12 protein-coding genes and 1 pseudogene are annotated in these 17,574 nt (G+C 72.4%); 6 read left to right on the plus strand and 7 right to left on the minus strand.

What is annotated here, in order from left to right; all coding sequences use genetic code 11:
* Window positions 1–5: 5 nt before the first annotated feature.
* From ACH4TL_RS33850 to ACH4TL_RS33860, 3 genes are all read left to right on the plus strand, one after another.
* A complete protein-coding gene (locus ACH4TL_RS33850) occupies window positions 6–2,750 on the plus strand; it encodes a discoidin domain-containing protein (RefSeq protein WP_398323855.1) in 2,745 nt (914 codons plus the stop codon).
* Window positions 2,751–2,883: 133 nt separating this feature from the next.
* Entirely contained in the window at window positions 2,884–3,165 is a 282-nt protein-coding gene (locus ACH4TL_RS33855; protein ID WP_398323853.1) for a helix-turn-helix domain-containing protein, read from the plus strand.
* A 205-nt stretch (window positions 3,166–3,370) separates the two neighbouring features.
* Window positions 3,371–7,261 carry an ABC transporter ATP-binding protein gene (locus ACH4TL_RS33860; RefSeq protein WP_398324060.1) on the plus strand — a complete coding sequence of 1,297 codons (3,891 nt, stop codon included), beginning with the start codon at window positions 3,371–3,373 and terminating at the stop codon, window positions 7,259–7,261.
* A 151-nt stretch (window positions 7,262–7,412) separates the two neighbouring features.
* Here the strand turns inward: ACH4TL_RS33860 and ACH4TL_RS33865 are convergent, their stop codons facing one another.
* On the minus strand, window positions 7,413–7,856 hold the full coding sequence (locus ACH4TL_RS33865; RefSeq protein ID WP_385437732.1) for a hypothetical protein: 444 nt from the start codon (window positions 7,854–7,856) through the stop codon (window positions 7,413–7,415).
* Window positions 7,857–8,037: 181 nt separating this feature from the next.
* Between ACH4TL_RS33865 and ACH4TL_RS33870 the strand changes: the two genes are divergently transcribed.
* On the plus strand, window positions 8,038–9,444 hold the full coding sequence (locus tag ACH4TL_RS33870; protein ID WP_398323850.1) for a S28 family serine protease: 1,407 nt from the start codon (window positions 8,038–8,040) through the stop codon (window positions 9,442–9,444).
* A 100-nt stretch (window positions 9,445–9,544) separates the two neighbouring features.
* On the opposite strand, the gene ACH4TL_RS33875 is transcribed toward ACH4TL_RS33870, so the two are convergent.
* The 3 genes from ACH4TL_RS33875 to ACH4TL_RS33885 form a co-directional block, all read right to left on the minus strand.
* Entirely contained in the window at window positions 9,545–11,455 is a 1,911-nt protein-coding gene (locus tag ACH4TL_RS33875; RefSeq protein WP_398323848.1) for a glycoside hydrolase family 3 protein, read from the minus strand.
* Between the two features lie 128 nt (window positions 11,456–11,583).
* Entirely contained in the window at window positions 11,584–12,087 is a 504-nt protein-coding gene (locus ACH4TL_RS33880; protein ID WP_398323846.1) for a hypothetical protein, read from the minus strand.
* Window positions 12,088–12,309: 222 nt separating this feature from the next.
* Window positions 12,310–13,230 (minus strand): LysR family transcriptional regulator, encoded by a 921-nt coding sequence (locus ACH4TL_RS33885; protein ID WP_398323844.1) that lies wholly within the window; start codon window positions 13,228–13,230, stop codon window positions 12,310–12,312.
* A 92-nt stretch (window positions 13,231–13,322) separates the two neighbouring features.
* On the opposite strand from ACH4TL_RS33885, the pseudogene ACH4TL_RS33890 reads away from it, so the two are divergent.
* A pseudogene (locus ACH4TL_RS33890) lies at window positions 13,323–14,099 on the plus strand (EamA family transporter); the annotation flags it as partial.
* An 88-nt stretch (window positions 14,100–14,187) separates the two neighbouring features.
* Here ACH4TL_RS33890 and ACH4TL_RS33895 read toward each other — a convergent pair.
* The 3 genes from ACH4TL_RS33895 to ACH4TL_RS33905 form a co-directional block, all read right to left on the minus strand.
* Entirely contained in the window at window positions 14,188–14,985 is a 798-nt protein-coding gene (locus ACH4TL_RS33895; RefSeq protein ID WP_398323842.1) for a sugar phosphate isomerase/epimerase family protein, read from the minus strand.
* A gap of 97 nt (window positions 14,986–15,082) precedes the next feature.
* On the minus strand, window positions 15,083–15,574 hold the full coding sequence (locus ACH4TL_RS33900) for a hypothetical protein (protein WP_398323840.1): 492 nt from the start codon (window positions 15,572–15,574) through the stop codon (window positions 15,083–15,085).
* A gap of 30 nt (window positions 15,575–15,604) precedes the next feature.
* Window positions 15,605–16,270 carry an HAD family hydrolase gene (locus tag ACH4TL_RS33905; RefSeq protein ID WP_398324058.1) on the minus strand — a complete coding sequence of 222 codons (666 nt, stop codon included), beginning with the start codon at window positions 16,268–16,270 and terminating at the stop codon, window positions 15,605–15,607.
* A 91-nt stretch (window positions 16,271–16,361) separates the two neighbouring features.
* Here ACH4TL_RS33905 and ACH4TL_RS33910 point away from each other — a divergent pair, with 91 nt between their 5' ends.
* The gene (locus ACH4TL_RS33910; protein ID WP_398323838.1) at window positions 16,362–17,561 is read left to right on the plus strand and encodes a helix-turn-helix domain-containing protein; all 1,200 of its coding nucleotides are present in this window, start codon (window positions 16,362–16,364) and stop codon (window positions 17,559–17,561) included.
* The last annotated feature ends 13 nt before the right edge of the window (window positions 17,562–17,574 follow it).

Here is a 17,574-nt window from a genome sequence, read left to right on the forward strand (position 1 = left end):
GAACAATGACGTACTCCACCCCCCGGCTGCCGCGCGCCGCCCGGCTGATCGCTCCGCTGCTCGTCTGCGGGCTGGTCGCCGCCGTGCCACCGGCTTCCGCCGCTCCCGAATCCGACTCCTCAGCGGCGGCCCGTGCCGGCGCCGGGGGCTGTGCGCGTGGGCCGTCCGACGGCTGGGCGCTGACCTCCGATCGGATCGATCCCAAGGACAGCTACCACGCGTACGTGGGCAACGGTTATCTCGGCCAGCGCGTACCGCCCAACGGCACCGGCTATACGGGCGGCGGCGACAAGACCGGCTGGCCGCTGTTCACGTCCCGCTATGACGGCGCGTTCGTCTCGGGCCTGTACGCGCACAACAAGAAGACCACCGAGAACCGGCAGGTCGCCGCGGTCATCCCCAACTGGTCCACGCTGAACGTGGCCACTGGCGGCAAGGGCTCGGAGACCTTCGGCTCCGGCACGTCCGCGGGGCGCGTCTCGCACTACCGGCAGACCGTCTTCATGCGCTGCGGCTTCGTCCGTACGTCCCTCACCTGGACGGCGTCCGACGGCCGCGCCACCGACCTCACCTACGACGTGCTCGCCGACCGCGACGACGCGCATGTGGGCGCCGTACGGCTGCGCATGACCCCGCACTGGAGCGGCGACGCCACCGTCACCGACCGCATCGACGGGCGCGGTGCGCGCCGCATGACGCAGACCGGCGGCGGAAGCCGTGGCGACGGCACGGTCGATGTGGCCTTCCGTACGGACGGCACCAGGACCGACGGCGCCGTCGCGTCCACCCTTCGCCCCGGCCGCGCCGTACGGAACACGAAGGCGGAGCGGGCCGACAAGGGCGACGAGGACGGCACGCTGAGCGCCCGGCAGGGGATGCGTTTCCCGGTGCGGAAGGGCCGCGCGTACGAGGTCACCAAGTACGTCGGCGTCGACACCGCGCTGACCTCCCACGCCCCGCGCGCCGACGCCGTCGCCGCCTCCCGCCGGGCCGCCGACCGCGGTTGGCCCGAGCTGTTCGCGGAGCACACCGCCGCCTGGCGCAAGCTCTGGCGCTCCGACATCGAGATCGGCGGCCGCAGGCAGCGCGACCTCCAGGACTGGGTGCGCTCCGCGCAGTACGGGCTGCTGTCAGCGACCCGCGCCGGTTCCCGCAACAGCATCGCCCCGACCGGGCTGACCAGCGACAACTACGGCGGTCTGATCTTCTGGGACGCCGAGACCTGGATGTATCCGGGGCTGCTGGCCGGCCATCCCGAACTGGCCAAGTCCGTGGTCGAGTACCGCTACAAGACCCGCGCCGGTGCCCGCGATAACGCGCGCAAGCTCGGCTACCCGGGCCTGTTCTACCCCTGGACCAGCGCGAGCAAGGGCGGGCTGTGGACCGAATGCCACAGCTGGGACCCGCCGCACTGCCGCACCCAGAACCACCTCCAGAGCGACATCGCCCTCGCCGCCTGGCAGTACTTCCAGGCCACCGGGGACGCCGCCTGGCTGCGCGAGCGCGGCTGGCCGGTGCTCAAGGGCATCGCCGAGTTCTGGGCCGGGCGCGTCACCCGCAACGACGACGGCAGCTACTCCATCAACAACGTCGCGGGCCCCGACGAGTACAGCAACGGCGTGGACGACGCGGTGTTCACCAACGCCGGGGCCGCCACCGCCCTGCGCGACGCCGCCCGTGCCGCCCGCGTCCTCGGTGAGAAGCCTCCCGCCTCCTGGAGCCGCATCGCGGACAAGCTGCGCATCCCGTACGACAAGAAGAAGCAGGTCTTCCAGCAGTACGACGGCTACAAGGGGTCGATGATCAAGCAGGCGGACACCGTGCTGCTCATGCATCCGCTGGAGTGGCCGATGTCCCGGAAGACCGCCGCGAAGACGCTCGACTACTACGCGGCGCGCACCGACCCCGACGGCCCCGCCATGACCGACTCGGTGCACGCGATCGACGCCGCGTCCATCGGTGAGCCCGGCTGCTCCTCGTACACATACCTGATGCGCTCCATCAAGCCGTTCGTGCGCGGCCCGTTCGACCAGTTCTCGGAGGCGCGTGGCCAGAAGGCGGGCGCCAACGACCCGCTGGCCGGGTCCCCCGCGCAGGACTTCCTCACCGGCAAGGGCGGTTTCCTCCAGGTCTTCACCCACGGCCTGACCGGGATGCGGATGGGCGAGGACGCCGTACGGCTCGACCCCACGCTGCCGCCGCAGCTCCGCGACGGCGTCACCCTGCGGGGTCTGCGCTGGCAGGGCCGTACGTACGACGTGGCGATCGGCCCGCACGAGACGACGGTGCGGCTGACCGCCGGTGCGCCGTTCGACATCGAGACCCCGCAGGGCGGGAAGCAGGTCGTGAGCGAGGGCGCCCCCGCCGTCCTCAAGACCCGCCGCCCGGACCTCACCCCGACCACCAACCTGGCCCGCTGCCAGGACGCGACGGCCAGTTCGCAGGAGCCGGGCATGGAGCCGGGCGCCGCCCTCGACGGCAACGAGGCCACCGCCTGGGTGCCGAACGCGGCCCGCGGGGCGCTCACCGCCGACCTCGGCCGGACCGTACGGATCGGCGAGGTCACCCCGCGGTGGACCGCCAACCGCCCCGCCTCACACCGCGTCGAGACCTCGCTCGACGGGCGGCACTGGCGCGACGGTGCGACGGGCCCGGCCCGCTACGTCCGCGTCACGCTGCGCTCGGCGGACGAGAAGGACGAGAAGAAGCGCGCGGGCATCGAGGAGCTGAAGGTCATGCGGGACGGCTGACCGGGGGCCGTACCCCACCGCGCCCCGCCGCGCCCCGCCGCAGTGTGGCGGGGTGCGGCGCCGGGCGCGCCGGAGCGGCCGGGTGCGCCGCCGGACGTGGCGCAATTCTTATACCGGTATTAGTGTCACGGTCATGGTGCGCACCCCTCTCACCCCGTTGGAACGTGAACGCGGCCGCTTCCTCGGTGCCCTGCTGCGGCAGGCCCGTGGCGAACGCAGCATGGCGGACGTCGCCGCCGGGGCCGGGATCTCGGCGGAGACCCTTCGCAAGATCGAGACCGGCCGGGCCCCGACCCCCGCCTTCTTCACCGTCGCCGCCCTGGCCGCCGCGCTCGGCCTCCGCCTGGACGACATCGCCGCGCGCTGCGCCGCGGTCACCGTCCCGGAGGAGTCGTCGCACAAGGAGGCCGCGTAGGCGCACCCGCGCCCCATATCCCGCTCCGTTTGTTGCGGAAGGATGAAATCCGCACACCTGTGTGTTGGGCCTTCCGGCAGCGATAAAAAGCGGGAGGTCACGAGTGGCGGACGGCAAAGGCGACAAGAGCGACAAGAGCAGCAAAGGCGACACAGCAGGCAGTGGTGCGGAACCGGGCTGGGGACGGCGGCTGACCCGCCACTGCATGCGGTACCGCCGCAACGTGCTGCTCGCGCTCGGGGCCTCGCTCGCCGGGATGGGCGTCATGGCGCTGGTCCCGCTCGTCACCAAGCTCATCATCGACGAGGTGATCGTCCGGCACGACCGGGCGCTCGCACCCTGGGCCGTCCTGCTCATCGTCGCGGCCGTCGTCGTCTACTCCCTCACCTACGTCCGCCGCTTCTACGGCGGACGGCTCGCGCTCGATGTCCAGCACGATCTGCGGACCCAGATGTACGAGTCCCTGGTCCGCCTCGACGGCAGGCGCCAGGACGAGCTGTCCACCGGCCAGATCGTCGGCCGCGCCACCAGTGACCTCCAGCTGGTCCAGGGCCTGCTCTTCATGGTGCCGATGATGATCGGCAACGTGCTGCTCTTCCTGGTCTCGCTGATCGTGATGGCGGTGCTCTCCCCGCTGCTCACCGTCGTCGCCCTCGCCGTCGCCCCCGCCCTGTGGGTGCTCGCCTCGCGCAGCCGTGTCCGGCTCTTCCCCGCCACCTGGTACGCCCAGGGGCAGGCGGCCGCCGTCGCCGGGGTCGTGGACGGGGCCGTGACCGGTGTTCGCGTCGTCAAGGGCTTCGGCCAGGAGGCGCAGGAGAGCGGCAAGCTCCGCGCGGTCGGCCGCAGCCTCTTCGCCGCCCGGCTGCGCACGGTCCGGCTGAACGCCCGCTACACCCCCGCCCTCCAGGCCGTCCCCGCCCTCGGCCAGGTCGCGATGCTGGCCCTCGGCGGCTGGATGGCGACTCGCGGGCAGATCACCCTCGGCACGTTCGTCGCCTTCTCGACCTACCTCGCGCAGCTCGTCGGCCCGGTGCGCATGCTCACCATGATGCTGACCGTCGGCCAGCAGGCCAGGGCCGGTGTCGAGCGGGTCTACGAACTCATCGACACCGAACCGGTCATCCAGGAGCGCCCGGACGCGCGCGAACTGCCCGAGGACGCGCCCGCGACGGTCGAATTCGAGCACGTCACCTTCGGCTACGACCCCGACCGGCCCGTGCTCTCCGATGTGTCGCTGCGCATCGAACCGGGCGAGACGGTGGCCGTCGTCGGCGCCTCCGGCAGCGGCAAGTCCACCCTGTCCATGCTGCTGCCCCGCTTCTACGACGTGACGGACGGCGCGGTACGGGTCGGTGGCCACGATGTGCGCGAGCTGACGTACGCGTCGCTGCGCGCCGCCATCGGGCTCGTCCCCGAGGACAGCTTCCTCTTCTCCGACACCGTGCGCGCCAACCTCGCCTACGGGCTGCCGGACGCCGACGACGAGCAGATCAGGGCCGCCGCCCGGGCCGCCCAGGCCGACGGCTTCATCTCCGCCCTCCCTGACGGCTACGACACCGAGGTCGGCGAGCAGGGCCTCACCCTCTCCGGCGGTCAGCGCCAGCGCATGGCCCTGGCCCGCGCGATCCTCACTGACCCCCGGCTGCTCGTCCTCGACGACGCCACGTCGGCGGTTGACGCGCGCGTCGAGCACGAGATCCACGAGGCGTTGCGGGGCGTCATGGCGGGCCGTACGACGCTCCTCATCGCCCACCGCCTCTCCACCCTCGCCCTCGCCGACCGCATCGCCGTGCTGGACGGCGGCCGCCTGGTGGACCTCGGCACGGACGAGGAACTGCGCGAGCGCTGCGGGCTGTACCGCCGCCTGCTGACGGACCCGGACGAGCTGAGCGGCATCACCCGCGACCCGGCCGGGCGCCTGGCCGGGCGACCGCGCGGCGGCGACGACCCCGAGCACGCGGGTCCGGCGGCGACCGCCGCGTTGGCCGGGGCGTTCGGCGGCGAGGCCGCCGCCACCGGGCTGGTCGAGCCGTGCCAGGACACCGCCGTCCACGGAAACGGCGACCGGCCGACGGGGCAGGTGCGCGGCGGCGACGATCCGGAGCACGCCGTACCGCACCCCGCGGGCGGCGTCACACCGGAGCTGTGGGTGCGGCGCGACGGGGACGCGGACGGGAACGACAAGACGGCCCCGGAGGCGCGGTCCACCGCCGCCCCCGCCCCCGGGATGGCCGGGGCGCTGGCCGGGATGCCCGCCACGCCCGAGCTGCTGGCCAAGGTGGAGGCCCTGCCGCCCGCCGACGACACCCCCGACGTGGACGAGGAGCGGGCGGCGAAGCCCGAAGAGGCATACGGGCTGCGGCAGTTGCTGCGCGGCTTCGGGACGCCGCTGCTGTGCTGTCTGCTGCTGGTGGCGGTCGACGCGGTGTCCGGACTGCTGCTGCCGGTGCTGATACGGCACGGCATCGACCAGGGTGTCCAGCGCCTCGCGCTGGGCGCGGTGTGGGCGGCGTCCGGGCTGGCGCTGGTCGTCGTCCTCGCGCAGTGGGCCGCGCAGTTCGGGGAGACGCGGCTGACCGGGCGCACGGGTGAGCGCATGCTGTACGCCCTGCGCGTCAAGATCTTCGCGCAGTTGCAGCGGCTCGGACTCGACTACTACGAGCGCGAGCTGACCGGCAAGATCATGACGCGGATGACCACCGATGTCGACGCGTTGTCCTCGTTCCTCCAGACCGGTCTGGTCACCGCCGTCGTCAGCCTGCTGACCTTCTTCGGCATCCTGGTCGCGCTGCTGGTGATCGACGTCCAGCTGGCGCTGGTGGTGTTCGCGACCCTGCCGCCGCTGATCATCGGCACGTTCGTGTTCCGCCGTAAGAGCGTCAAGGCGTACGAACTGGCCCGTGAGCGCGTGGGCGCCGTCAACGCCGACCTCCAGGAGAGCGTCGCGGGGCTGCGCATCGTGCAGGCGTTCCGGCGCGAGGGCGTCGGCCGGGAGCGGTTCGCCGGGCGCAGCGACGCGTACCGGCAGGCGCGGGTGCGCGGCCAGTGGCTGATCTCGGTGTACTTCCCGTTCGTCCAGCTGCTGTCGTCCACCGCCGCCGCGCTGGTGCTGATCGTCGGCTCCGGGCGGGTGAGCGACGGGACGCTGACGGCGGGCGCGCTGGTCGCGTATCTGCTCTACATCGACCTGTTCTTCGCGCCCGTGCAGCAGCTCTCCCAGGTGTTCGACGGCTATCAGCAGGCGACGGTGTCGCTGGGCCGCATCCAGGAGCTGCTGCGGGAGCCGACCACCACTCCGGCGGCGAAGAACCCGCGCGCGGTGCGGGCGGTGCGCGGCGAGGTGACCTTCGACGATGTGCGCTTCCGGTACGGCGGCGACGGCACCGGGGCCACCGAGGAGGCCCTGTCGGGGATCCGGCTGACCATCCCGGCCGGGCAGACCGTGGCGTTCGTGGGGGAGACGGGCGCGGGCAAGTCCACCCTCGTCAAGCTGGTGGCCCGCTTCTACGACCCCACCGGCGGCGCCGTGCGGGTCGACGGTACGGATCTGCGCGAGCTGGACACCACCGCGTACCGCAACCGGCTGGGCGTCGTCCCGCAGGAGCCGTATCTCTTCCCGGGGACCGTGCGCGACGCCATCGCCTACGGGCGGCCCGACGCGAGCGACGCCGAAGTGGAGGCGGCCGCGCGGGCGGTCGGCGCCCACGCCATGGTGGCCTCGCTCGACGGCGGCTATCTGCACGCGGTCTCCGAGCGCGGGCGCAATCTGTCGGCCGGACAGCGCCAGCTGATCGCGCTCGCGCGCGCCGAGCTGGTCGGCCCGGACATCCTGCTGCTCGACGAGGCCACGGCCGCGCTGGACCTGGCCACCGAGGCCCTGGTCAACCAGGCCACGGACCGGCTGGCGGGCCGTCGCACCACGCTGGTCGTCGCGCACCGGCTGACCACCGCGGCCCGCGCGGACCGGGTGGTCGTCCTGGACCACGGAAGGGTGGTCGAGGACGGTACGCACGCGGAGCTGGTGGCGCGGCCTGACGGCCGGTATGCCGAGCTGTGGCGCACCTTCACGGGAGAGACGGCCCCGGTGGGGGCGTAGCAACCCCCGCTGTCGGGGCGTAGCACCCCCCGCTGTCGGGGCGGGACACTCCCGCCGTCGGGTCGGGGCGGCCGCCTCAGGAGTGCGCCGCCCGGCCGTGACTATACGGCCGGTAACTCTCGGCGTTCACCGCTCATCACGTACGGTGACGTCACGGTTCCATGCCGCTCGCCCTCGCGATGCCCTCCACCTCGCGCCGGTCCGCCTCCCGCTGCTCCGCCTCGGCCGCCACGCGCTGCTTGTGGCGGTGCAGGAAGTCGGGGTCCTGGGCCCGCTCCTGGGGCACCAGCACCTTCATGCCCTTGGCGTGCGGGCTGTCGCCGAGGTCGACGACCACCCGCTCGTCCTGGGAGGTGAGCAGGCCGAAGAGCACCAGCAACTCGGCCTGGAGTGCGGGGGTGAACAGCTCTTTCTCCTCGGGCCCCATGCCGAGTTCGTACGTCCCCCCGCGGACGGCCGGTGAGGTGCTCAGCTCGCGCAGCAGCCGCATGAGCAGCTCAAGCGAGCGAGGATCGATTCGTTCCTGCAATTCGGTCAGATACTGCGTCAGCCGCTCGGCCCGTTCGCTCCGGTCGTGCCGTTCGTCTCGGTCCATGTAGGCAGGATGCGCCATCACAGCCCGCTACGAAAGAGGGTGACGGTAACAACTCTCCGTATTCGGCGGCAGGTTGGCGTGATCGGTCGCCTCTAGCCACTGTCGTGTGTGCCCCGATAGGTTCTCGGCGACCTGTGCGATTGATGTGCACCCAGGTGATGTGCACCCAAGGGGAGGGCGAATGGGCAAGGCGCTCAGATGGCTGTTGTCGCTCGTGATAATCGTGGGGGCGGTCGGCGCCGGTGCGGGCAGCGCACCGGCCGCAGCGGCCGCCCCCGCGAGCGAGCCGGACATCAAGGAACGCGTCCTGGCGATACCCGGGATGAGCTTCGTCGAGGAGCAGCCGTACGACGGCTACCGCTTCCTCGTCTTCACCTATCGGCAGCCGGTCGACCACCGGCATCCGTCCAAGGGCACCTTCCAGCAGCGGTTCACCCTGCTGCACAAGGCCACCGACCGGCCGACGGTGTTCTTCACCTCCGGCTACAACGTCGCCACCACGCCGCGCCGCAGTGAGCCCACGCAGATCGTGGACGGCAACCAGGTGTCCATGGAGTATCGGTTCTTCACGCCGTCGCGGCCCCAGCCCGCCGACTGGTCGAAGCTCGACATCTGGCAGGCCGCCAGCGACCAGCACCGGCTGTACCGGGCGCTGCACCGCGTCTACGGCAAGAAGTGGCTCGCCACCGGCGGCAGCAAGGGCGGCATGACCGCCACCTACTACCGCCGCTTCTACCCGGACGACATGGCCGGGACCGTCGCCTACGTCGCCCCCAACGATGTCGTCAACAACGAGGATTCGGCCTACGACCGCTTCTTCGCGGGTGTCGGCACCGCCGAATGCCGTACCAAGCTGAACGCGGTCCAGCGCGAAGCGCTCGTGCGGCGCGACGAGATCGTGGCCCGCTACCAGAAGTGGGCCGACGAGGAGAAGCAGACCTTCACGGTCGTCGGCAGCGCCGACAAGGCGTACGAGAACGTCGTCCTCGACCTGGTGTGGGCCTTCTGGCAGTACCACCTGCTGAAGGACTGCGCGGACGTCCCCGCCACCACGGCCTCCACCGATGAGCTGTACAAGTTCATCGACGACATCTCCGGCTTCTCCGCCTACACCGACCAGGGCCTGGAGACGTACACCCCGTACTACTACCAGGCGGGCACCGAACTGGGCGCCCCCACCTTCAAGACCCCGCACCTGGACGGCCTGCTGCGCTACCCGGGCATCTACAACCCGCGCAACTACGTCCCGCGCGACATCCCGATGCGCTTCAAGCCCGGAGCGATGCGGGACGTGGACCGCTGGGTCCGCCACGACGCGCGGCGGATGCTGTTCGTCTACGGCGAGAACGACCCGTGGGGCGCCGAGCCGTTCCGCCTGGGCAAGGGCGCACGCGACTCCTACGTCTACACGGCCCCCGGCGGCAACCACGGCTCCAACATCGCCCAGCTGACGGCGGACCAGAAGGCGAAGGCGACGGCCGCCGTCCAGAAGTGGGCGGGCGTCACCCCCTCGTCCAAGCCCCTGGCCCACCACGACGCGAAGCTGGACCGCCGAGAGGTGGAACGCGAGCCGGTGCTGAGGCCGTAACCCCTGCCCCCGCGGTCGTGTGGCCCCGGCCCTCCGGCCGGGGCCACTGGCGTGTCCGGACCCGTGCCGTCCAGGCGCGGGGGCCGGGGCGGCCCCGCCCTCAGTACGTCAGCCCGTGCCCGATCGGGTACAGCACCCGGGACGGGGCGTCCGCGCGCCGTACGGCGACCGGCAGCCGTCCGCGCGGGTTCCGCTTCCCGGTGATGACCCGGGCCGCCGCCCGCACCTCGACGTCCGTCCAGCCGTACGTGGCCAGCGATGCACCCGGGTCGTTGCCCAACTGGGCGATGTCGTACGGATCCTTGATCGCGACATGGACCACCGGCACCCCGGTGGCGGACAGCTCCGAGACGAGCCGCCGCTGACCGCCGGCCCCGGCGTCGACGTCGCGCGTCAGGACGATCACCGCGTCCCGCTCGCGCGCCGCCGCGACCGCCTCGTCGATCCGTCCCGGGGACGGCTCGGGCGCGCTGCCGGTGCCGGTGGACAGGGCCTTCGCGGTGAAGCCGAGCGCGTCCAGGGCGCGGGCGAGGACGGCGGTCGGCGGGCCGCCGGTGCCGGTCGGGGCGGCGGGGTCCACCCCGACCACCAGCAGCTTGCGGTGGCGGTCGCGGGACAGCGGCAGCAGCCCGCCGCGGTTGGTGATCAGCGTGGTGGTGCGGTCCGCGATCCGCGCGGCGGTGGCGGCGTGCTCGCGGGTGCCCACCGTACGGTCCACCGCGCGGCCGCTGGTGTACGGCTCGTCCAACAGCCCCCGGCGCGCCTTGAGCTGGAGGATGCGCAGCACCGACGCGTCCAGCCGGACCTCGCTGATCTCGCCCTTCCGTACCGCCGTGCGCACGCCGTTCCAGGCGGCGGGCAGATCCGGCGGGGTGAGCAGCTGGTCCACGCCCGCCTTGAGCGCGAGCACCGGCACCCGGCCGTCGCCGTACTTCTCGCGCACGCCCTGCATGCCGAGGGAGTCGGTGATCACGACCCCGTCGTAGCCGAGTTCGTCGCGCAGGACCCCGGTGATGATGGGGCGGGACAGCGTGGCCGGGTCGTCGGCCGGGTCGAGCGCGGGGAACAGCAGGTGCGCGGTCATGACGGAGTCGATCCCGGCGGCGATCGCCGCCCGGAACGGCGGCGCGTCCAGCCGCTCCCACTCCTTGCGGGAGTGGGTGATGGTCGGCAGCCCGACATGGCTGTCGACGGAGGTGTCGCCGTGCCCGGGGAAGTGCTTGGCGGTGGCCGCGACCCCGGCGCCCTGATACCCCTCGACCTGGGCCGCCACCAGCCGGGCGACGGCCTTGGGATCGGCGCCGAAGGAGCGGATGCCGATCACGGGGTTGGCCGGGTCGACGTTGACGTCCGCGTCCGGCGCGTAGTCCTGCCGGATGCCGAGCGCGGCCAGCTCCGCCCCGGCGACCCGGGCGGCCTTCCGCACGTCCGGCACGCTGCCGCCCGCGCCGAGCGCCATCGCGCCGGGGAGCAGCGTGGCGGGCGCCCCGATCCGGGCCACCATGCCGTGCTCCTGGTCGGTGGAGAGGAGCAGCGGCACGCCCGCCGAGCCGTCGAGGGCGGCCTTCTGGAGGCCGTTGGAGAGGTCGGCGATCTGCCGGGGGCCGCGGACGTTGTTGGCCCACTCGGTGTACATGATCCCGCCGAGGTGATACTTGGCGACCAGCTCGGCGGCGCTGCCGACGCCGTACTTCTTGCGGTTGGCCGCGGCGTCGGCGGGATCGGGCGCGGTGGCCGAGTGCCCGTACACCGACAGGACGAAGAGCTGGCCGATCTTCTGGTCCAGCGTCATCCGGCCGAGCAGCGCCGAGGCGCGGTCCCGGTCCCGGTCGCTACGGCGGGCAGCGGCGGACCGGGAGGGCGCCGCGGAGGCGGAAGCCTGGGTGGCGGACGTCGACGCGGACGCGGATTTCTCGGGTTCGGGCGAGCTGAGCGTCCGGGGGCTGCACGCGGTGGCGACGGCGGCGGTCGCCGCGGCGAGCAGGGTGCGGCGCGAGGTCGGCTGGTGCACCCGCACTCCTTCCATGATCTTCGGAGGGGGTGACTGGCGTTCATATGACACGCTGGTGTGCCGGGTGGGGCTCGGTCAATGGGAACCGAGGATTCGGTTCAACTTCGTTCCGGGACTGACGACTTCGTTCATCTAGGGGTGGCGAAGCGTGGCCTTGTGGGCAGCCGATCCTTGGGCACCGTAAAGATCGCGATGATATGGAACGGCGCGAAGCACTCCGGCGGCGGGGAGGGACGCGCGGCCGCGACGAGCGCGAGCCGATCGCCGCCCCCGGGCCGGTGCAGCGTGGCCGACGGCCACTTGGCGCACCCGGTGGTCGTGGACCAGCCGACGAGGGCGTCGCGGCCGAAGCCGTTCTTCCCGGCCTGCGCGAGGATCGCGTCCGCCCGCGTGCCGAAGCGCCGCGCGTAGTCGGCGAGCTGACCCTTGGTACGCAGCACGGCATGCGTCTCGGGTACGGCGCCGGTCGCGCTGCGGACGTAGGCGAGCCCGGTGTCGACGCGGCCCGTGCCGCCGACGCTCTGGGAGGGGTGCGCGTCGGCGGCGGGCCGCTGATGGCCGCAGGCGGCGAGGAGGGTGGTCAGCGACGCAGCCAGCAGCGAGACCGATACCGCCGTACGGAGACTCCCCATCAGCACGCCCCTTGGACGCTCGGCCGAGCGGGTCGGTTCCGCGCCTGGATCGACCTTCGCCAATCCCCCCATAGACTCCCGCATGCCCTCATAGTGGCACCGCCTCAGCCCAACCCGGGGGCAGGGGCCCGGCCCTGTCCGGAGGCGCCCCCCACACAGCCCACGGTGTCCCCGGTTCGGGAAGGGGCGGGGTGGGGAAGGCCCGGCCGGAGGCGTCAGGCGTCAGGCGTCAGGCGTCAGGCGGTGGCGGCGCGGCCACTCCTCGCTCAGCACCGCGACCGTCTCCGTGATCGCGGGGCGGCGCGCGGCGCCCTCGCGCCAGAGGGCGTAGAGGTGGCGTACCGGCACCGGCTCCAGCGGCACCGCCCGCACCCCCTCCGAGAGGGGGCCCCGACCCAGGCGCGGCATCAGGGCGATGCCCAGGCCCGCCGCCACCAGGGCGATCTGGGTGTGGTTCTCCGCCGCCTGGTAGGCCAGGTCCGGTTCGCTGCCGGATGCGCGGAGCGTCCGTACGAGCCAGTCGTGGCACACCGTCCCCGGCGGCTGGCAGATCCACCGCTGCCCCGGCAGGTCCTCCCGCCGCAACACCCCGCGCCCCGCAAGCGGATGGCCCACCGGTACGAGGACGTCGCACAGGTCCTCCCCGATCATCGCCCGCTCCAGACCGTCCGGGGCGGGCAGTGGGGCGATGTCCCAGTCGTGGGCGACGGCCAGGTCGATGACGCCCTGCGCCGCCAGGTCGACGGACAGATGCGGGTCGACCTCGACGAGCCGGGCGTCCAGCGACGGGTGCTCCGCGGCGAGCCGGGCCAGTACGGCGGGCATCAACCCCCGCGCCGCGGACGGGAACGCGCCGATCACCAGCCGCCCGGTCGGCCGTCCCCGCCGCTCCTCCAGGCCGGTCTCCGCCCGTTCGACGATCGCGAGGAGCTGCTGGGCGGTGGTGGCCAGGTGCTGGGCCGCGTCGGTGAGGACGACGCCGCGGCCCTGCCGCTCCAGCAGCGTGGTCCGGGTCTCCCGCTCCAGTTTGGCGATCTGCTGCGACACGGCGGACGGGGTGTAGCCGAGCGCGGTGGCGGCCGCGCTGACCGAGCCGTGCACGGCCACCGCGTGCAGCGCCCGCAGCCGGGACAGATCGAGCATCGCCCCCACCTTCCACATTTCACGTTTTCTGCATCCAACCATGAAGTCATCCGCGCTGGTGCTAAAAGGTGCTGTCGCCCGATCATCGGCCTATGCGACCTGCACACATCGGCCTCGCCGTGCTCGTCACGGCCCTGTGGGGCGTCAACTTCGTGGTCATCGACGTCGGCCTCGACCACTTCCCGCCCCTCCTCTTCTGCGCCCTCCGCTTCCTGGTGGCTGCGGTGCCCGCGATCTTCTTCGTCGGCCCGCCGCGGGTCTCCTGGCGATGGGTCCTGGGGGTCGGGCTGGCGCTGGGCGTGGCGAAGTTCGGGCTGCTGTTCATCGGGATGCACGAGGGGATGCCCGCCGGGCTGTCCTCCCTCGTCCTCCAGGTCCAGGCGGTGTTCACCGCGCTCTTCGCGGCCGTCGTCCTCGCTGAACGCCCCGGCCGCCGACGGCTGCTGGGCATGGCCGTGGCGCTCACCGGGATCGGCGTCGCCGCCGTCGACGAGGGCACCTCGGGCCCGCTGCTCGGCTTCGTCCTCGTCATCGCGGCCGCCGCCTTCTGGGGCGTCTCGAACGTCCTCACCCGCAAGGCCGCCCCGCCCGACCCGCTGAGCTTCATGGTCTGGGTGAGCGCGGTGCCCGTACTGCCGCTGCTCGGGCTGTCGCTGATGTTCGAGGGCGCGGACCCCGGCCTGCACGCGCTGGCCACGCTCGACTGGGCCGGGGCGGGGGCCGTCGTCTACGTCGCCTGGCTCTCCACCGTGCTGGGCTTCGGCCTCTGGAACTTCCTGCTGCGCACGTACGACGCCTCCGCGGTCGCGCCGTTCTCCCTGCTGGTGCCGGTCTTCGGCATGTCCTCGGCGGCGCTGGTGCTGGGGGAGGGGATCAGCCCGTTGCGGTGGCTGGCGGCGGCGCTGCTGGTGGGCGGCGTGGCGCTGACGGCGCTCCCGACCGTACGCCTGCCCCGTTTCACGCCGCGTCGGCCAGCAGCCGCAGCAGATGGTCCCGGCCCGGTCCCAGCAGCGGCGGCAGCTCCCGCGCCTGCGGGTACCACCGCTTCTCGTACTCCCAGCACAGCCAGCCGTCCCAGCCCTCACGGCTGAGCAGCTCCACGCACTCGGTCAGCGGCAGCACGCCCGCGCCCAGCGGCAGCGGGGTGGTGTCCTCGGCGGAGGCGATGTCCTTGACCTGGACGTAGCCCAGGTGCGGCGAGAGCGCCGCGTAGCTGGTGGCGGGGTCCTCGCCGCCCAGCCAGGGGTGCATCACGTCCCAGATCGCGCCGACGCTGCCGTGCCCGACGGGCCCGAGGACGCGGGCCGCGTCGGCGCCGGTGCGGTGCGAGTCGTGGGTCTCCAGCAGCAGCCGTACGCCCAGCTCGGTGGCGTACGGCGCGGCGGCACCCAGGCGGCGGGCGGCCACGGCGTCGGCCTCGGCGGGGTCCTGGTCGCCGCCGCCGGGGAACACGCGGACGTACCGCGCGCCCAGGTCGTGGGCGAGCGTGACGAGTTCCCGCAGCCCCGTCAGGACCGGCTCGTCGGGGCCCTCCGCCGCGACCCGTACGTACCCGGCGACGGTCAGGATCTCCACCCCGGCGGCCCGGAACTCCCCGGCCACCCGGGCCCGTTCGTCCGCCCCGATCCCGGGGTGCACCGGCTCCTCGGGGTGCGCGCGCAGCTCGACGCCGTGGTACCCGTTCCCGGCGGCGAGCCGGGCGACGTCGGTCATGGGCATGGCGGGGACGCCGAGTGTCGAGAAGGCGAGCTTCATGGCGGCTCCATGGGGTCGTGGGGGCTCAGCAGGGGGCGGGGTCCATCCTGCCGTGCCGAAGACCGGTAACCCGGCACCGCCGACCCCAAACCCACCCTCACCCCGACCGGCGGGAAGCCCCCTCCGGCCACACCACATCCACGGGCACGCCCGCCTCGCGCGCCGCGAGCACCACATCCGCCGTGCCGCCGCCCTTGCCGTTCGGCGGCTGCCCGTTCCACACGGCCACGAGCCGGTCGGCCCGCTCCAGCAGCACGGCGTTCGCCGCCTCGTACGCCTCCCGGTCCGCCGTGGCGTGCGGCATCACCAGCACCTCGTCCGCCGCGTCCCTCAGCCGGTCGAAGGTCTCGGCGTGGCCGGGCTTCACCTTCGCCTGCCGGTAGTCCTCCGAGGGCACCACCACGACCAGCCGCCCGCCCGCGGCCAGGACCGCCTCCGCGAACAGGCTGTCGCTGCCCTGCGCGATGCACGACACGCCGACCAGACCGGACGGCTCGTACGCGGCGAGGACCTTGTCCAGCTCGCCCCGTACGAGGGTCGCGCAGGCGTCGGTGAGGTCCATGTGCCCGGTCACGGCGATCGTCGTCATGGTGGCCTTCCTCGGCAATGGTCGCGTCTCTCAGCTTGTCAGGAGCTTCAGCATCCGCTCGGTGTCGGAGAGGTCTTCGACCGCCTCCGCGGCCCCGGCGGCCCGCAGCTCATCAGCGCTGGTGCGCCCGGTGGCGACACCGACCACTCGGACACCGGCACCCGACCCGCCCCGCACGTCGGACGGCGTATCGCCGACGACCACAGCTGACTCAGCGAGCACCTGTGCGCGCCCGAGGGCGATTCGCACCAGCTCCGGGCGCTCGTCCGCGTCCTCACCGAACGCGCCGATGCCCAGGTCGACAAAGGAGTCGAGGCCGAACGCGGCCAGCTTGACCTCCGCGGCCGCGCGGATGTTCCCCGTCACCACCGTCTGCCTGACGCCCTCGCGCGCTGCCAGGGCGGAGAGCAGCGCCCCCGTCCCACGGAGCGCGCGTCCCCGATCGCGTAGCTCGGCGGCACGCCGTACGTGTGCCGCTCCGAGCGCCTGGGCGAATAGCTCGAACAGGGCACGGCTGGGCTCCAGCCCGTGCAACTTCAGTGTCTCCCGGAGAATGACCGGCTCGGTCGACCCGTCCACCCTCGCCTGCTCCCGCATGGACCGACCGGTGACCTCCTCGAACGCCTCGGCCCAGAGCGCGCGGCCGACGCCCCGAGTATCGACGAGCGTGTGGTCGATGTCCCACAGTACGAGCAGTTTCGACACTCGTCCGCCTCCCGGTCGTTGATACCGATCCCTGATGGTGACGTGCACCATACGCTGAGTGGGGATACGTACGGAGGTAGGCATGGTCACACCCGATCTGCCCATCGGTGACAGAATCAGACGCTTTCGCGGTGAACGGCGGCAAGACGTCGTGGCCGGGCTCGTCGGCATCTCGCCCGACTACCTCTCGCAGATCGAACGCGGCCTGAAAGTACCCTCGTTACCCATCCTGAGCGCCATCGCCCAGGAGCTGCGGGTGCCAGTCGCCGCGCTGCTCCCTGACACACCCGCGCACAGCAGTGCGTCCCCGGACACCACCGAGCCCGCGATCGTGCAGGCCTTGATGGGCTACGGGCCATCCCGTAGCGCTCCCGCCACGGCCCCGGCGTCGCTGCGGGAACGAGTGGAAGGCGCCTGGCGAGCCTGGCAAAGCAGCAAGGCTCGGTTCACGGACATGGCTGCCGTGCTGCCCAGCCTGATCGTTGATACCGAGCACGCTGCCCGTACTCGCCGGTCAGCGGACGAGATGGGTACGCGTCGGGATGTCATACGCGCTACGGCCGATCTCTATTTCCTGCTGCGGTCGTACCTCCGGCGCACGGGCCGAGTGGATCTGTCGATGATGGCCGCCGACCGGGCGGTAAGAGCAGCCGAAGAGGCAGACGATCCGCTGCGCATGGCGGCAGCTCAGTGGAACCTGGGGCATGTCCTGTTGGCAGCGCAGGAGCCGGACGGCGCCGAGCAGGTCGCGCGACAAGCCGTCGAGGGCCTGCGAAAGGCTCCGATGGCGGAACCGGAACGGGTCGCGATGTCGGGTGCGCTCCAACTGGTCGCGGTCGTCGCGGAGGCCCGGCGGCGGGATTGGACGGGGGCACGGGAGCGCCTGCGTACCCACGCCCGTCCGGCGGCTCGGAGCGTCGGTGAGGGCAACATCATGTGGACCGTATTCGGGCCGACCAACGTGGACTTGCATGAGCTCAGCATCGAGATGGAGGCAGGAGAGCCGAGCGAGGCGCTGCGTCTTGCGGACGAGGTGGATACCAGCGGGCTGCCGTCGTTGGAGCGCTCCTTCACCTTCAACCTGGAGATGGCACGCTGCCACAACCTTCGACGGGAGGACGCCGGCGTGCTTCTGAATCTGCTGGAGCTGGAGGACTTCGCGCCAGAGGACCTGGCGCGGACTCCCTTGGCGCGGGAACTGATGCTCACGGTCATCCGGCGTGGTCGGACGAGGCATGCCCGGCAGGCGGAGAAGCTGGCTGAGCGTGTCGGAATCTTCTGACCGGCGAGCTTGT

The sequence above is a fragment of the Streptomyces sp. NPDC021115 genome, from assembly GCF_044333065.1.
In the GTDB taxonomy this organism is placed as follows: domain Bacteria; phylum Actinomycetota; class Actinomycetes; order Streptomycetales; family Streptomycetaceae; genus Streptomyces.

Bases quoted from the DNA above. Each gene is read 5' to 3' on its own strand.
- ACH4TL_RS33885 (WP_398323844.1), bottom strand. From the start codon at position 13,230: ATGCTCGATCTGTCCCGGCTGCGGGCGCTGCACGCGGTGGCCGTGCAC.
- ACH4TL_RS33900 (WP_398323840.1), bottom strand. From the start codon at position 15,574: ATGACGACGATCGCCGTGACCGGGCACATGGACCTCACCGACGCCTGC.
- ACH4TL_RS33855 (WP_398323853.1), top strand. From the start codon at position 2,884: ATGGTGCGCACCCCTCTCACCCCGTTGGAACGTGAACGCGGCCGCTTC.
- ACH4TL_RS33860 (WP_398324060.1), top strand. From the start codon at position 3,371: ATGCGGTACCGCCGCAACGTGCTGCTCGCGCTCGGGGCCTCGCTCGCC.
- ACH4TL_RS33850 (WP_398323855.1), top strand. From the start codon at position 6: ATGACGTACTCCACCCCCCGGCTGCCGCGCGCCGCCCGGCTGATCGCT.
- ACH4TL_RS33870 (WP_398323850.1), top strand. From the start codon at position 8,038: ATGGGCAAGGCGCTCAGATGGCTGTTGTCGCTCGTGATAATCGTGGGG.
- ACH4TL_RS33910 (WP_398323838.1), top strand. From the start codon at position 16,362: ATGGTCACACCCGATCTGCCCATCGGTGACAGAATCAGACGCTTTCGC.
- ACH4TL_RS33880 (WP_398323846.1), bottom strand. From the start codon at position 12,087: ATGGGGAGTCTCCGTACGGCGGTATCGGTCTCGCTGCTGGCTGCGTCG.
- ACH4TL_RS33895 (WP_398323842.1), bottom strand. From the start codon at position 14,985: ATGAAGCTCGCCTTCTCGACACTCGGCGTCCCCGCCATGCCCATGACC.
- ACH4TL_RS33865 (WP_385437732.1), bottom strand. From the start codon at position 7,856: ATGGACCGAGACGAACGGCACGACCGGAGCGAACGGGCCGAGCGGCTG.